Source organism: Anaerolineae bacterium (assembly GCA_013178165.1).
GTDB lineage: Bacteria > Chloroflexota > Anaerolineae > Aggregatilineales > Ch27 > Ch27.
The window spans coordinates 178,675-193,805 of sequence record JABLXG010000001.1 but is presented as its reverse complement, the minus strand read 5'-3'; the positions used below and the strand labels follow the sequence as shown (position 1 = coordinate 193,805).

Annotated in this window: 12 protein-coding genes; all 12 read left to right on the top strand. The window is 59.7% G+C overall.

Features of this window, described 5'->3' with window-relative positions; all coding sequences use genetic code 11:
- The first annotated feature begins 142 nt into the window (after positions 1 to 142).
- The 12 genes from HPY64_00735 to leuB all read left to right on the top strand — a co-directional run bounded on the left by HPY64_00735 (position 143) and on the right by leuB (position 15,100).
- Entirely contained in the window at positions 143 to 1,408 is a 1,266-nt protein-coding gene (locus tag HPY64_00735) for an argininosuccinate synthase (GenBank protein ID NPV65651.1), read from the top strand.
- A gap of 29 nt (positions 1,409 to 1,437) precedes the next feature.
- Positions 1,438 to 2,814, top strand: coding sequence for an argininosuccinate lyase (gene argH, locus HPY64_00730; GenBank protein NPV65650.1), 1,377 nt, complete (start codon positions 1,438 to 1,440; stop codon positions 2,812 to 2,814).
- 348 nt (positions 2,815 to 3,162) lie between these two features.
- Entirely contained in the window at positions 3,163 to 4,836 is a 1,674-nt protein-coding gene (gene ilvD, locus HPY64_00725; GenBank protein ID NPV65649.1) for a dihydroxy-acid dehydratase, read from the top strand.
- A 35-nt stretch (positions 4,837 to 4,871) separates the two neighbouring features.
- Positions 4,872 to 6,578 (top strand): biosynthetic-type acetolactate synthase large subunit, encoded by a 1,707-nt coding sequence (gene ilvB / locus HPY64_00720; protein NPV65648.1) that lies wholly within the window; start codon positions 4,872 to 4,874, stop codon positions 6,576 to 6,578.
- A 26-nt stretch (positions 6,579 to 6,604) separates the two neighbouring features.
- Positions 6,605 to 7,150: an acetolactate synthase small subunit gene (gene ilvN, locus HPY64_00715; protein NPV65647.1), complete on the top strand. Its 546-nt coding sequence runs from the start codon at positions 6,605 to 6,607 to the stop codon at positions 7,148 to 7,150.
- A gap of 51 nt (positions 7,151 to 7,201) precedes the next feature.
- Positions 7,202 to 8,206: a ketol-acid reductoisomerase gene (gene ilvC, locus HPY64_00710; protein NPV65646.1), complete on the top strand. Its 1,005-nt coding sequence runs from the start codon at positions 7,202 to 7,204 to the stop codon at positions 8,204 to 8,206.
- 51 nt (positions 8,207 to 8,257) lie between these two features.
- Entirely contained in the window at positions 8,258 to 8,434 is a 177-nt protein-coding gene (locus HPY64_00705) for a hypothetical protein (protein NPV65645.1), read from the top strand.
- Positions 8,380 to 10,026, top strand: a complete 1,647-nt coding sequence (locus HPY64_00700; protein ID NPV65644.1) for a 2-isopropylmalate synthase — start codon at positions 8,380 to 8,382, stop codon at positions 10,024 to 10,026. Before HPY64_00705 ends, HPY64_00700 begins: the two co-directional genes overlap by 55 nt.
- A 337-nt stretch (positions 10,027 to 10,363) precedes the next feature.
- Positions 10,364 to 11,788: a 3-isopropylmalate dehydratase large subunit gene (gene leuC, locus HPY64_00695; protein NPV65643.1), complete on the top strand. Its 1,425-nt coding sequence runs from the start codon at positions 10,364 to 10,366 to the stop codon at positions 11,786 to 11,788.
- The gene (leuD, locus tag HPY64_00690; GenBank protein NPV65642.1) at positions 11,788 to 12,417 is read left to right on the top strand and encodes a 3-isopropylmalate dehydratase small subunit; all 630 of its coding nucleotides are present in this window, start codon (positions 11,788 to 11,790) and stop codon (positions 12,415 to 12,417) included. The genes leuC and leuD overlap by 1 nt, the downstream gene beginning before the upstream one ends.
- Before the next feature lie 17 nt (positions 12,418 to 12,434).
- Complete coding sequence (locus HPY64_00685) at positions 12,435 to 14,033, top strand: citramalate synthase (GenBank protein ID NPV65641.1); 1,599 nt, start codon at positions 12,435 to 12,437, stop codon at positions 14,031 to 14,033.
- Positions 14,030 to 15,100: a 3-isopropylmalate dehydrogenase gene (gene leuB, locus HPY64_00680; protein NPV65640.1), complete on the top strand. Its 1,071-nt coding sequence runs from the start codon at positions 14,030 to 14,032 to the stop codon at positions 15,098 to 15,100. The genes HPY64_00685 and leuB overlap by 4 nt, the downstream gene beginning before the upstream one ends.
- The last annotated feature ends 31 nt before the right edge of the window (positions 15,101 to 15,131 follow it).

Below are 15,131 nucleotides of genomic sequence, written 5' to 3'. Positions count from 1 at the left end.
CGTGTGCTGAAATTCTTGGGTTGCTGCAGGCGCCGAATTTCCCGAAGGTGCTCTGAACGTCCCCAGACCAAAGCAAGAGGTCTGGGGACGTTTTCGTGTGTTTGGGCCGTACCAGGGTGTTCCCCGAAGGAGTGTGAAGAACATGGCTGGCCAGCAAAAGGTAAACAAGGTCGTACTCGCCTATAGCGGTGGTCTGGATACCTCGATCATCGTTCCCTGGCTGATCGAAAACTATGGCTGCGAGGTGATCTGCTATACCAGCAACATCGGCCAGGGAGAAGAACTTGAAGGGCTGGAGGAAAAAGCCCGCAAGACCGGCGCCAGCAAACTCATCCTTGACGATCTGCGGGAGGAGTTCCTGCTCAAGTTTGTCTTTCCGACCATGCAGGCCGGTGCGGTCTATGAGCGTGATTATCTCCTCGGCACCTCAATGGCCCGTCCGTTGATCGCCAGGCGCCTAGTGGAAGTGGCGGAAGTGGAAGGCGCGGATGCCATCGCTCACGGTTGCACTGGCAAAGGAAACGATCAGGTACGCTTTGAGCTGACAGCAATGGCCTTGAATCCCAAACTCAAGGTCATTGCCCCGTGGCGGGAATGGCATATCCGGAGCCGCGAGGACGCCATCGCCTATGCCCAGGCGCATAACGTACCGATTGCCCAAACTCTCAAGAGCATCTACAGCCGTGATCGCAACCTCTTTCACATGAGTCACGAAGGCGGCCCGCTGGAAGACCCCTGGAATGAACCTGAGGAAGATATGTATGTACTGACCGCCAGTCCTCAGGAAGCGCCCGACGAACCTGAGTACATTGAGATCGGCTTCCAGAAGGGGGTCCCCGTCAGCCTGAATGGACAGAAGCTACCCCCTGTCGAATTGTTCGAGCAACTCAATGCTCTGGGCGGCAAGCACGGTATCGGGCGTGTCGATATGGTCGAAAACCGGCTGGTTGGTATGAAGAGCCGCGGCGTCTATGAAACCCCTGGCGGCACGCTCTGCTACAAGGCCCATCAGGCTCTGGAAAGCATCTGCATTGACAAATACACCATGCACTTCAAGGACTTCATCGCCGTGAAGTACGCCGAACTGGTGTATAACGGCCAGTGGTACACCCAGCTTCGGGAAGCGCTGGATGCCTTTGTCCGGGTGACCCAGAGGAATGTCACCGGCACGGTACGGCTCAAGCTGTACAAAGGCAATGCGATCATCGCCGGACGCAAGAGTCCCTTTAGCCTGTACCGGGAAGACTATGCGTCGTTCGGGCAAATGGACATCTACGATCAGACTGATGCGGAAGGGTTCATCAATCTATTCGGGTTGCCGCTGAAAGTGGAAGCGCTCCTGGCCCTCGAAGGTCGGAAGACAAGCGAATATGCCCAACCCGACTATGCCTTGTTCAAGCGTGATTAGCAGCCATTGATCTGCCGGCGAGGGATGCCATGACACTGTGGGGTGGCGTATTCCAGCAACCGACCGATGACGCGGTAAGGCGGCTAAACGATAGCCTGTCGTTTGACTGGCGACTTTATGACGTCGACATCACCGCCAGCCAGGCATGGGCCGGGGCGCTTCACCAGGCAGGGATTCTGACGTCCGAAGAACATCAGGCCATCGTGCAGGGACTGGAGCAGGTGCGCCGGCTTTTTACCGCCGGCCAGTTTGCGCCCGCCCCCGGTGATGAGGACATCCACACCGCCATTGAACGCTGCCTTACAGAGGCTATTGGCCCCGTCGCCGGCAAGCTGCACACAGGTCGTAGCCGCAACGATCAGGTGGCGACAGACCTGCGGCTCTGGGTCATGCAGGCCACGCCCGCCCTACTGGATCACGTCCGTGATTTGCAGCGCGCCCTCCTGACCCAGGCTGCGGGGCACGTCCACAGCGTGATGCCCGGCCTGACCCACTTTCAACCTGCCCAGCCGATCACGGCAGCACACTGGCTACTGAGTACTGTGGCCATGCTTGAGCGCGATCGGGATCGGCTGGGTCAGGCTACAGCTGCTGCTGCCAGCCAGTGTCCGCTGGGATCGGGGGCGCTGGCCGGAACCCCCTACCCTGTCGACCGTACCGCCCTGGCGGTGGCGCTGGGCTTTCAAAAAGCCAGCAGCAACAGTCTTGACGCCGTCTCCGATCGCGACTTCGTGGCTGACTTTCTGCATGCCGCTGCGCTGCTGATGACGCATCTTTCCCGGCTGGCTGAGGATCTGATCATCTACAGCAACCCGTGCTTCGGCTTTGTTACCCTTGACGATCGCTATAGCACAGGCAGCAGCCTGATGCCTCAGAAGCGCAATCCCGATCCGCTGGAACTGGCCCGCGGCAAAACTGGACGGATCATTGGCCACCTAGCCGGCCTGCTGACCACGCTCAAGGGATTGCCTTCCGGATATAATAAGGACCTCCAGGAGGACAAAGAACCACTCTTTGATGCTTACGATACACTGGCGTTGCTCCTGCCTGTCCTGACCGCCCTGATTGCCTCCATGACGTTGCATCCAGACCGGATGCGTGCAGCACTCGACGAAACCATGCTCGCCACAGACCTGGCCGATTACCTCGTAGCCAGGGGCGTACCCTTCCGCCAGGCGCATCATCTGACCGGTCAGGTCGTCCGCCGCGCTGAAGCGCTTGGAGTGAAGCTGTCCGCCCTGCCCCTGGCTGACTACCAGGCCATCGCGCCGCAATTTGGCCCGGATGTTTGTGATGTATTCGACTTTGGTCAGGCCGTGGCGCGTCGCCAGCCTGTAGGGGGAACAGCCCCGGAGACCGTGTCGACACAGATCAAGCAATGGCAAGCTCTGCTGGGTCGGTCATGAACTATCTGTCATCCTGCACAAATATACTCAGCAACAAACAACGAACTTTTGCCTGTTTTGGCCCATTTCGTTGACACAGCTCCGAAAAGACAGTACCTTGGGCTACAAATAAGCGATTACATCACCCGGAAGAGGGTGCGCCACTGATGTCTCAACCTGATAGACTGTCCCTTCTGAGCCTCATTATCATCGTACTTGTGAACCTCGTCATCCTTATTGGCGACGAGGCAATGCTGGTTGGGGCGCAGAAGGCGGCTGTCAGGAGCTAAGCAAGCCACAAGCGACAGAAAACAGGCAACCAAAGCCCCCCAACCAGCGGGGGGCTTTTTCGTTCTGGCTTACAGAAGGATGCGCAATATGCGTTCCGATCGGATCAAGAAGGGTTTCGAACGTGCGCCACACCGCTCACTGCTGAAGGCGACAGGCGTCCGTGATGAGGACATGTTCAAACCCTTCATCGCCATCTGCAATAGCTATGTGGATATCATCCCTGGTCATGTCCATCTCCAAAAGTTCGGCGCTTTCATCAAGCAGGCCGTCCGGGAGGCGGGCGGTGTCCCCTTTGAGTTCAACACCATTGGCGTTGACGATGGCATCGCCATGGGCCACCAGGGCATGAATTACTCCCTGCCCAGCCGGGAATTGATCGCTGACTCGGTGGAGACCATGGTGGCCGCTCATGCCTTCGACGGCATGATCTGCATCCCCAACTGCGACAAGATCGTGCCCGGCATGCTGATGGCTGCCATGCGTCTGGACATCCCGACCATCTTTATCAGTGGCGGCCCTATGGCTGCTGGCAAGACTCCAGATGGCCGCACAATAGACCTGATCAGCGTGTTTGAGGGTGTTGGCGCGTACAAGGCGGGCCGGATCGACGAAGCCGAATTGAAGACGCTGGAAGATTACGGTTGCCCTTCCTGCGGTTCGTGCTCCGGGATGTTTACTGCCAACAGCATGAATTGCCTGATGGAGGCTCTGGGGCTTGCCCTGCCCTACAACGGCAGCGCTCTGGCCGAGACAGAAGAGCGCTATACCCTGGCTCGCCAGGCGGCTACCCAGATCATGGCTCTGATCGCCATGGACCTGACCCCTCGCAAGATTGTGACGGCGGAAGCCATTGATGATGCCTTCGCCCTAGATATGGCCATGGGCGGCAGCACCAACACAGTTCTGCATACCCTGGCTATTGCTCATGAAGCCGGCATCCACTATCCCCTCCAGCGAATCAACGAAGTTGCTGCCCGCGTGCCGCATATCTGCAAGGTCAGCCCCGCCAGCCACTGGCACATGGAAGATGTCCATCGGGCGGGCGGCGTGCCAGCCATCCTGCGTGAGATCAGTCGCGATGGCAACACCCTTCATCTTGACCGCCTGACCGTCACTGGCCGGACTCTGCGGGAGAACATCGCGGCTGCCGAAATCAAGGACGAAGAAGTCATCCGTCGTCGCGATCGGGCCTATTCCGCCACTGGTGGGCTGACAATCCTCTTTGGCAATCTGGCTCCCGAAGGCGCTGTCATTAAGACAGGGGGGGTGGCGGGCAAGCGTTACCATCGCGGCCCTGCCAGGGTCTTCGAAGCTGAAGAAGACGCCTCGCGTGGCATCCTCAACGGCGAAGTGCAGGCTGGCGATGTGATCGTTATCCGCTATGAAGGCCCGCGTGGAGGTCCTGGTATGCAGGAGATGCTCGGCCCCACCGCCCAGATCCAGGGCGTCGGCCTGGGCGAGTCGGTGGCACTTGTGACCGATGGCCGGTTTTCTGGTGGCAGTCGCGGTCTGGCCGTCGGGCATGTCAGCCCGGAAGCTGCGGCAGGTGGGCCAATTGCAGCAGTTCGCGACGGCGACATAATCACCATCGACCTGGACGGCCCCTCGATCACGCTGGAACTACCCGACGATGAGCTTGCTGCCCGTTTGCAGGCTCTGCCTCCCTTTGAACCGCAAATCGAAAGCCGCTGGCTGCGCCGCTACGCCAGGCTCGTCAGTAGCGCCAGCACAGGCGCGGTGTTTTTCGACTAACCATACGCCTGATCATTCTGGAACAGGAGACGACAATGAAACTCAAAGGCGCGGAAATTATCTGGGAATGTCTGCTGCGGGAGGGAGTCAACCTTGTATTTGGCTATCCAGGCGGCGCCATCCTGCCAACCTATGATGCCATGACCAAGTACCCGCAGATTCACCACGTACTCACCCGCCATGAGCAGGGTGCCACGCATATGGCTGATGGGTACGCCAGGGCTACCGGCAAGGTCGGCGTGGCCATTGCCACCAGCGGTCCCGGCGCGACTAACATGGTCACCGGCATCGCTACCGCGATGATGGATTCCTCGCCCATTGTCTGCATCACCGGGCAGGTTGCCTCCAGCTATATCGGCACAGATGCCTTTCAGGAAACCGATATCTCCGGTGTGACCCTACCCATCACCAAGCACAATTACCTGGTCACCGATGTCGAAGACCTGGCTTACACCATCCGCGAAGCTTTCCACATCGCCCGCACTGGTCGCCCCGGCCCGGTGCTCATCGATATCCCGAAAGATATCCAGAACGCAGAAACTGAGTTTGTCTATCCGGACGAGCCGATTGTCCTGCCCGGTTATCGCCCGGCATCCGCTGCAACCGAAGCCGACATCGAACATGCGCTCGATCTCATCCATGCCGCCCGGAAACCGCTGATCCTGGCCGGGCACGGCGTCGTGATGTCCGGAGCCGCCAACGAGTTGATGGCCTTCGTGGAAAAGACGCAGATTCCGGTTGCCCTCACCCTGCTCGGCAAGGGTGGCATGCCGGAAGGACACCCGATGGTACTGGGGATGATGGGTATGCACGGCGAAGCCTATGTCAACCAGGCCATCCAGGAGGCCGACCTGCTGCTGGCTTTTGGGATGCGCTTCGATGACCGGGTGACCGGCAACCTGGCGACTTACGCGCCCCACTCCCGCAAGATTCATGTCGATATTGACCCTTCCGAGATCAACAAAAATGTTCGGGTTGATCTGGGCATTGTGGGCGACCTGCGTACGGTTCTGAGCCAGCTCACCCCGCGTGTGCACTCTAAGCAGCATCCAGAGTGGATGGCGCAGATCCGCGATTGGCAGGATGACTCGTTCAAGCGTGACATTGTGAACCGCGACGCAGGTGGCAAGCTCTTCGCTGCCCATGTGATCCGCGACCTCTGGGAATACACCGGCGGCAACGCTACCGTGGTCACCGATGTTGGCCAGCACCAGATGTGGGAAGCGCAGTACTACCCCCACAAACGCCCCTACACGCTGATCACCAGCGGCGGACTGGGCACGATGGGCTTCGGCCTGCCGGCTTCGATTGGCGCCAAACTGGCCCGTCCCGACGAGGAAGTCTGGGCAATCGTGGGCGACGGCGGCTTCCAGATGACCATCGCCGAGCTGGCCACCGCTGTACAGGAGAAAGCGGCGGTCAATATCGCTATCATCAACAACGGTTACCTGGGCATGGTGCGCCAGTGGCAGGAGTTCTTCTACGAAGAGCGCTACAACGCCACGCCCATGTTCAGCCCTGACTTCTGCAAGCTCGCCGAGGCTTATGGCATCCCGTCCCGCCGTGTGACCAGCCGCGATCAGATCAAAGACGCTGTGGAAGCTGCCCGTGCGTACAACAGCGGCCCCTTCCTGATCGAGTTTGTGGTGGAAAAACACGACATCGTCTACCCGATGGTGCCCGCTGGCGCCGATCTACACAACATGATTCGCCGGCCTGTTGCTGCACCGGACATGGTTTAGCCGGTCGCCAAAGAAAGGGACCCTCTATGAAACACACACTGAGCGTCTTGGTGGAAAACAAGCCCGGAGTGTTGAACCGGGTGGTCAGTCTGTTTCGCCGGCGCAGCTTCAACATCGACAGCCTGACGGTTGGCCGTACACACACGCCGGAAATCTCGCGGATGACGATTGTCGTAGACGGCACCGAACAGGATGCCGACCGCATTGAGAAGAACCTGTACAAGCTGGTCAATGTCATCCAGGTGGATCATCTGACGGACAAGCCAAATGTCATCCGCGACCTGGCTCTGATCAAAGTGGCCGTAGATAACACCAACCGCTCCGAGGTGATGCAGCTTTGCGACATCTTCCGGGCGCACATCGTAGATGTTGGCCCGCAATCAGTTGTCGTTGAGATCACCGGGGATGAGGACAAAATCGAAAGCTTTGCTGATCTGCTGCGCCCGATCGGCATCCTGGAGATGGTCCGCACTGGCATTGTGGCGATGGGACGTGGCGATCACCTGCTGACTTCCAACGGGTATCGCCCCCAGCCTGGTGCCAACGGTAATGGCCATAAGTCGGTGATCTAATTGTGCGTTGCGGGCTTTTGGATGAGGCCCACCACCTGATGAGGAGCTATCATGGCTAAGCTGTATTACGACCAAGACGCTGATCTGAGCCTTCTCAATGGCAAAACTGTTGCCATTATCGGCTACGGCAGCCAGGGTCATGCCCACGCGCTGAACCTCAGAGACAGCGGTGTCAACGTCATCGTTGGCCTGCACGAAGGCAGCAAGAGCCGTGCCAAGGCTGAGGCGGAAGGACTGTCCGTTTACCCGGTGGCCGAGGCTGCTGCTCGCGCTGACATCATCATGATGCTTACGCCGGATACCGTGCAGCCTGCCATCTACAACGAGAGCATCGCGCCTAACCTCAAGCCCGGCGATACGCTGATGTTCGCCCATGGCTTCAACATCCGCTTCGGGCAGATCAAGCCGCCGGAGTCAGTAGACGTCAGTATGGTTGCCCCAAAAGCTCCCGGCCACCGCGTCCGCGAGGTCTATGTGGAGGGCGGCGGCACCCCTGCCCTGATCGCGGTAGAGCAGGATGCCAGCGGGCATGCCAAGGCCCAGGCTCTGGCCTACGCCAGAGCGCTCGGCTGCACCCGCGCCGGCGTCATTGAGACCACTTTCGCCGAGGAAACAGAAACCGATCTGTTTGGCGAGCAGGTTGTTCTGTGCGGTGGGGTGACGGCGCTAGTTCGCGCTGGTTTTGAGACGTTGGTCAAGGCCGGTTACCAGCCGGAAATCGCCTACTTTGAGTGCTTGCACGAGCTGAAGTTGATCGTTGACCTGATGTACCAGGGCGGCCTGTCCTACATGTGGTATAGCGTTTCTGATACTGCTGAACACGGTGGCTACATGGCTGGCAACCGCATCGTCACCGCCGAAACCCGCGAGGAAATGGCCCATATCCTGGCTGAAATCCAGGACGGCACTTACGCCCGTAACTGGATCAAAGAGAACCAGGACGGTCGTCCATGGTTCAACGAGCAGCGGGCCAAGGAGCGCAACCACATGATCGAGCAGATCGGCAAAGAACTGCGCGCCATGATGCCTTTCCTGCAGGCAAAGACCGTCGAATGAGGACCCGTTGCGTCACGGTTAGCGCCGATCGGAAACGAAAGGAGGTGTTCTATGCCCGAAGATGGCCTTAGCGACCTTAGTCGCGTCGCTGGCAGGCTTTCCGGCCATGCCGACGGCATGACCATTTCCAGTACCGCTGAAATGGAAACGAGCACAGAAAAGGACACCTCTCTATGGCTGACAACACTGCAGAAACCAGCACAAGCGAACCGGCTGTATCGGGTGTAGACCCGAACCGGGTGTTTATCTTCGATACCACCCTGCGTGACGGAGAGCAATCGCCCGGCGCCAGCCTGACGAGCGCCGAGAAGCTGGAGATCGCCCGGCAACTGGCCCGCCTGGGCGTGGATATCATCGAGGCCGGTTTCCCCGCCGCCAGCCCGGATGACCTGCTGGCAGTTCAGCGCATTGCCCAAGAAGTGGGCACACCGGATGGGCCAGTCATTGCAGGCTTGGCGCGCGCTACACCCGGCGACATTGACAAGGCCTGGGAGGCGGTGAAACCTGCCGCCAGGCCTCGCATCCACACCTTCCTGGCTACGTCTGACATCCACATGCAACACAAGCTACGCATGACCCGCGAACAGGTGATCGAGCGCACGCGGGAGATGGTTGCCTACGCCAAGGCATACTGCCAGGATGTGGAGTTCAGCCCGGAAGATGCAGGACGCTCCGATCCGAACTTTCTGATCGCAGTGCTGGCGGTAGCCATTGAAGCCGGGGCAACCACGCTGAACATTCCCGATACAGTAGGCTATACCACCCCGGACGAATACTACGCCCTGATGCATCGGCTGATCACCGAAACGCCGGGCGGTAACCGCGTGATCTGGTCAGTGCATTGTCATGATGACCTGGGCCTGGCAACCGCCAACACCCTGGCGGGCATCCGCGCTGGCGCTCGCCAGGCAGAAGTGACCGTCAATGGGATTGGCGAACGGGCTGGCAATACCAGCCTCGAAGAAGTGGTGATGGCTCTCCATACCCGCCGTGCTTACTACAACCTGTACACCGGCATCGACACAACCCAGATCGTCCGCGCTAGCCGCATGGTCAGCAATTACACCGGCATGATTGTCCAGCCCAATAAGGCCATTGTCGGCAGCAATGCCTTCGCCCACGAAGCAGGCATTCACCAGGATGGCATGCTCAAGAACCAGCAAACATACGAGATCATGACTCCCGAAACGGTCGGTCTGAGCCAGAGTCGGCTGGTGCTGGGCAAGCACAGCGGGCGGCACGCCTTCCGCGTCCGCCTGCAGGAACTGGGCTTTGAGCTGAACGACGAGGAAATCACCACAGCATTTGTCCGCTTTAAAGATCTGGCGGACAAGAAGAAGACCGTTACCGACGCCGACCTCGAGGCGCTGGTGGCAGACGAGTTCTACGGCCCTCACGAATTGTACAGGCTACTGGATCTGCAGGTCACCTGTGGCCGGCCGGGAATGCCTACTGCCACCGTACGCCTGCAGGGGCCGGATGGCCGTGAATATGTCGCGCCAGCGGTTGGCACAGGCCCGGTAGACGCCTCATTCGCCGCTATTGACAGCATCATCAAGGCCCCCAATACGCTCATCGAATACAGTGTGCACAGCATCACGGAAGGTATTGATGCGATGGGGGAAGTCACTGTCCGCATTGCCGCGCAGAACGGCCCATCGCGCACATTCGGCGGTTACGGCGCTGACACCGATATCATCATGGCCAGCGCCAAGGCCTACCTGGCCGCCCTCAACCGGATGCTGGTGGTTAAAGGCAGCCAGTTCGGCCAGCCCGAAGGTGAGTCTTCCGCGATACAGGTAACGCCAGCCGCTGGCTGATTATGAATGGGAGAAGCGAGAAAAACCATGACCACACCACGCTCTACCGGTGCAGCCGACCACAAGTGCCAAGATAACTCCTCAATGTTTCCTGCCTTTCCCGCGCCACGTGGCTGGCAGTTTGGCGGTGATATGTGGGCGGGGCCTGCTCATCAGAAAGAGACGATCGATTATCTCTATACGCCTGAGGCATCGCCCCGGCCACGCTCCGCCAGCATCATGATTCGCATTACCAGCGCCCGCTAACGCGCTTGCCCGTAGGAAGACCTGGACGACGGGGGAGCGCGTTGCTCCCCCGGATTTGTTCGCATCGCCGTACTACCGAGGAAGAAGACTGATGACCGGAAACCCTCGCACGTTGTTTGACAAAATCTGGGCCGCCCATCTTGTGGCCCCTGAGAAAGATGGCGTGCCGGCCACGCTTTACATCGACTTGCATCTGGTTCATGAGGTCACCTCTCCGCAGGCGTTTGCTGCACTGCGTGAGCGCGGCCTCAGGGTGCGTCGCCCGGATCACACGCTGGCCACGATGGATCACAGCACGCCTACCACCCCGCGGGCAGCAGACGGCCAGATTCCGGTGACGGATGCCCTTGCGGCGGCGCAGCTTGAGCAACTCGCTCGCAACTGTGAGGAATTTGGCATCCCCCTTTACAGGCTGGGCAGTGAAAAGCAGGGGATCGTGCATGTCATTGGCCCGGAACAGGGTCTGACCCAGCCTGGCATGACCATTGTCTGTGGCGACAGCCATACCAGCACGCACGGCGCCTTTGGGGCGCTGGCTTTTGGCATTGGCACAAGTGAGGTGGCCCATGTCCTGGCCACGCAATGCCTGCTCCAGTATCGCCCCAAAACCTATGAGATTCGTGTTGACGGCAGCCTTCGGCCGGGAGTCTCTGCCAAGGACATCATCCTGGCGATCATTGCCCGTATTGGGGTGGAAGGCGGAACCGGCCACGTGTTTGAGTATACCGGTTCAGCGATCCGGAGCCTCGATATGGAGGGCCGGATGACCATCTGCAACATGTCGATCGAGGGCGGCGCGCGCGCCGGTATGGTCGCGCCGGATGACACAACGTTTGAATACCTCTATGGACGCCCGTACGCGCCGCAAGGAGCGGGCTGGGACGCCGCAGTGGCCGAATGGCGTCAACTGGCCACCGACGATGGCGCCACATATGACTCACAACTGGTTATCGATGCCAGCGCTCTGGAGCCAATGATCACCTATGGCACCAATCCCGGCATGGGTGTGCCGGTGACCGGTCGTGTGCCTGACCCGATGGCGGTTGGCGATCTGAGCCAGCGACAGGCCCTTGAGAAGGCGCTGGCATACATGGACCTACAGCCCGGCCAGCCGTTGCTGGGCAAGAAGATTGATGTCGTCTTTATCGGCAGTTGTACCAACTCCAGAATCTCCGACCTGCGGGCGGCAGCCCGGCTGGTCAAAGGCCGCCATGTTGCCTCTGGCGTCCGAATGTTGGTTGTACCCGGCTCGCAGCAGGTTAAGAAGCAGGCGGAAGCGGAAGGCCTGGATCGGATCTTCCGCGACGCTGGCGCGGAATGGCGTGAGGCTGGCTGCTCCATGTGCATTGCTATGAACGGCGACCAGCTTGCGCCCGGTCAGTACGCTGTCAGCACCAGCAACCGCAATTTTGAAGGTCGCCAGGGCAAAGGCGGCCGCACCTTCCTGGCCAGCCCGCTGACAGCAGCTGCTGCGGCGCTGACCGGCCAGATCACGGATGTAAGGGAGATGCTCTAATGCCAGCGTTCACGACTCTAACCAGCACCATGCTGCCACTGCCAATTGAGAATATTGACACTGACCAGATCATCCCGGCTCGCTTTCTGAAGACCACGAACAAGGCTGGCCTGGGCGAAAGTCTCTTTGCCGACTGGCGCTATACACCTGAAGGACAGCCGCGCCCCGATTTCCCGCTGAACAGACCGGAGTACCGCGGGGCGCAAATTCTTATCGCCGGCGATAACTTCGGCTGCGGCAGTTCCCGCGAGCATGCTCCTTGGGCCTTGCTGGGCTATGGTATTCGTGCGGTTGTCAGCACACGTTTCGCCGACATCTTTCGTAACAACGCGCTCAAGAATGGCCTGCTGCCGGTGATTGTTGACAGGCCCACCCTGCAGCAGTTGTTCAGCCTGGCGGCTGAAGAACCAACAACCACGATCACTATCGATCTGGCCGCGCAGACACTTACCCTGCCTGATGGCCGAAGCGTGACCTTTCCGGTTGATGGCTTTGCCAGGATGTGCTTGCTCAACGGCGTTGACCAGTTTGGCTACCTGTTGAACCAGTTACCGCAGATCGAAGCCTTTGAAGCGTCTATCCCCAGTCGTGTGAACACCAGACAGCCGGCTCCACAGGAGCTGCTATAGAACCAGGAGAATGCACCATGCCCACGCCAGCTCAGGTTGTCATCTATGACACTACCCTTCGTGACGGATCGCAGAGTGAGGGCATCTCGTTTTCGGTCGAGGATAAGCTCAAGATCGCCGGCTTGCTGGACGAACTGGGAGTCGCTTATATCGAGGGCGGCTGGCCCGGCTCTAACCCCAAGGATGCCGCCTTCTTCCGTCGCGCCCAGGATCTCAATCTGCGCCATGCGCGCCTGGCCGCTTTTGGCATGACCTGTCGCGTGGGTGGCCAGCCGGAAGATGATCCGAATATTCGGGCGTTGCTGGATGCCCAGACACCGGTCGTGACCGTTGTCGGCAAGACGTCCATGCTGCATGTCACAGAGGTGCTACGCACCACTCCTGAGGAAAACCTCCGCATCATTCGCCAGAGTCTGGCCTTTCTCAAAGCCCGGGGCAAAGAAGTGATCTATGATGCCGAGCACTTCTTTGATGGTTTCAAGCTTGACCGCGATTATGCGCTGGCCACCCTCCGCGCCGCTGTCGATGGTCAGGCGGAGGTACTCGTCCTGTGCGACACCAACGGCGGAACCCTGCCCTGGGAAGTTGAGGATATCACCGCTGCGGTCGCTATGGCATTCCCCGGCGTTAGCCTGGGCATCCATACCCACAACGACGGTGAACTGGGCGTGGCCAACACGCTTGCGGCGGTGCGTCAGGGGGCTGTCCATATTCAGGGCACGATCAACGGTTATGGGGAACGTTGCGGCAACGCCAACCTGTGCTCAATCATCCCCGATCTGGAACTGAAAATGGGCATCCGCTGCCTGCCCGAAGGGGCGCTGAGACGGCTGAGCCACATCTCGCGCTCGGTGGCCGAGACGGCCAACATGGCCCCGGATACCCACCAGCCATACGTGGGCAAGAGCGCCTTTGCCCACAAGGGCGGCATCCACGTCGCCGCAATGCGACGTACAGTTGAGAGTTACCAGCACATTGATCCTGCGCTGGTCGGTAATGAAATGCGCTTTCTAATCTCTGATCTCTCAGGACGCGGTAACGTGCTCCATGAGGCGGAGAAGATGGGCATGGACCTTTCCTCCGATAAGGCCCACGCCGTCCTGGAAGAGATCAAGCGCCTGGAACATGAAGGCTATGTGTTTGAGGGTGCTGAGGCCTCTGTGGCGCTCATGTTGCGCCGGTCTGTGGAAGGGTATGTCCCGCCATTTGAGTTACTGAACTTCACTACGCTGGTCATCCAGAATGGCGAATACGGTTCCGAGGTAGAGGCCACGGTCAAGCTGCGCGTCAAAGGCGAAGTTTTCCACACCGCCGCCGAAGGCAACGGGCCAGTCAACGCACTCGATAAGGCCCTGCGCAAGGCGCTCACGCCGGTCTATCCGGAGATCGCCAACTTCCATCTGGCGGACTACAAGGTTCGTATTCTGGATGGCAACCGGGGAACCGCCGCCACCACCCGCGTACTGATCGACACTCAGAATAGCCACCGCCGCTGGAGCACCGTCGGCGCTGGTACGAACATCATCAATGCTTCGTGGCGCGCTCTGGTAGATAGCGTCGAGTACGGTCTCCTGCTGGAGCAGGAACAACAACAGAGGGAGGAAGTCCGGGTATGAGCGTCAGGATCGCTGTTCTGCCGGGAGATGGCATCGGCCCTGAGGTGGTTGCCGCTGCCCGGCAGGTACTCCAGCGGATCGCCGATATTGGTGGTTACACATTCGTTTTCGAGGAAGCCTTGCTGGGCGGGTGTGCAATTGATGAAACCGGTTCTCCCCTGCCCGACCGGACGCTTGGCGTCTGTGAGAACGCCGACGCCATCCTGCTGGGGGCGGTAGGTGGGCCACGCTGGTCGGATCCTTCTTCGCCTGTCCGCCCCGAACAGGGATTGCTCGGCCTGCGCCAGCACTTCACACTCTTCGCCAACCTGCGCCCGGTCAAAGTCTTCCCGGCCCTGATTCCTCATGCCCCGCTGCGCCCGGAACTGCTGGCCGATGGCGTCGATATCCTGTTTGTGCGGGAGCTAACCGGAGGCATCTACTTCGGCGAGCGACGCGAGCAGGGATCGGGCGATTCCGCCTACGACACTCTGTACTACACCGTCGCTGAGGTCGAGCGCGTGGCCCATGTCGCCTTCAAGGCCGCGCAGCAGCGCCGTCGCAAGGTAACCTCTGTGGACAAGGCGAACGTCCTGGCGGCGATGCGTCTGTGGCGGCGAACCGTCCACAATGTCGCCAGGGATTACCCCGACGTAGCGCTGGAAGACGTGCTTGTCGATGCCTGCACCATGCATCTTATGCGTCGTCCAGCCTCATTTGACGTCATTCTGGCCGACAACATGTTTGGCGATATCCTCAGCGACGAATCGGCAACCCTGGCTGGCTCCCTGGGGATGCTGCCTTCAGCTTCCTTGGGTGAAAGCAGGTTTGGCCTCTACGAGCCAATCCACGGCTCAGCGCCAGATATCGCCGGGAAAGGGATCGCTAACCCTATCGGTACAATCCTGAGCGCGGCCATGCTGCTCCGCTATAGCCTCGGCCTGGTGGAAGAAGCTTTGCTCATTGAACGAGCTGTAGAAGCCGTGCTTGAATCCGGCTTGCGCACGGCGGATATCAACCTGGAAGGGCAAAAAGCAGCCACCACAGCCGAAATGACAGATGCCATCCTGGCGCAACTGGCCGCCTGAACCGGCGCTACGATGCCCGGCCTGTACCCTG

Bases quoted from the DNA above. Each gene is read 5' to 3' on its own strand.
- HPY64_00735 (NPV65651.1), top strand. From the start codon at position 143: ATGGCTGGCCAGCAAAAGGTAAACAAGGTCGTACTCGCCTATAGCGGT.
- argH (NPV65650.1), top strand. From the start codon at position 1,438: ATGACACTGTGGGGTGGCGTATTCCAGCAACCGACCGATGACGCGGTA.
- ilvD (NPV65649.1), top strand. From the start codon at position 3,163: ATGCGCAATATGCGTTCCGATCGGATCAAGAAGGGTTTCGAACGTGCG.
- ilvB (NPV65648.1), top strand. From the start codon at position 4,872: ATGAAACTCAAAGGCGCGGAAATTATCTGGGAATGTCTGCTGCGGGAG.
- ilvN (NPV65647.1), top strand. From the start codon at position 6,605: ATGAAACACACACTGAGCGTCTTGGTGGAAAACAAGCCCGGAGTGTTG.
- ilvC (NPV65646.1), top strand. From the start codon at position 7,202: ATGGCTAAGCTGTATTACGACCAAGACGCTGATCTGAGCCTTCTCAAT.
- HPY64_00705 (NPV65645.1), top strand. From the start codon at position 8,258: ATGCCCGAAGATGGCCTTAGCGACCTTAGTCGCGTCGCTGGCAGGCTT.
- HPY64_00700 (NPV65644.1), top strand. From the start codon at position 8,380: ATGGCTGACAACACTGCAGAAACCAGCACAAGCGAACCGGCTGTATCG.
- leuC (NPV65643.1), top strand. From the start codon at position 10,364: ATGACCGGAAACCCTCGCACGTTGTTTGACAAAATCTGGGCCGCCCAT.
- leuD (NPV65642.1), top strand. From the start codon at position 11,788: ATGCCAGCGTTCACGACTCTAACCAGCACCATGCTGCCACTGCCAATT.
- HPY64_00685 (NPV65641.1), top strand. From the start codon at position 12,435: ATGCCCACGCCAGCTCAGGTTGTCATCTATGACACTACCCTTCGTGAC.
- leuB (NPV65640.1), top strand. From the start codon at position 14,030: ATGAGCGTCAGGATCGCTGTTCTGCCGGGAGATGGCATCGGCCCTGAG.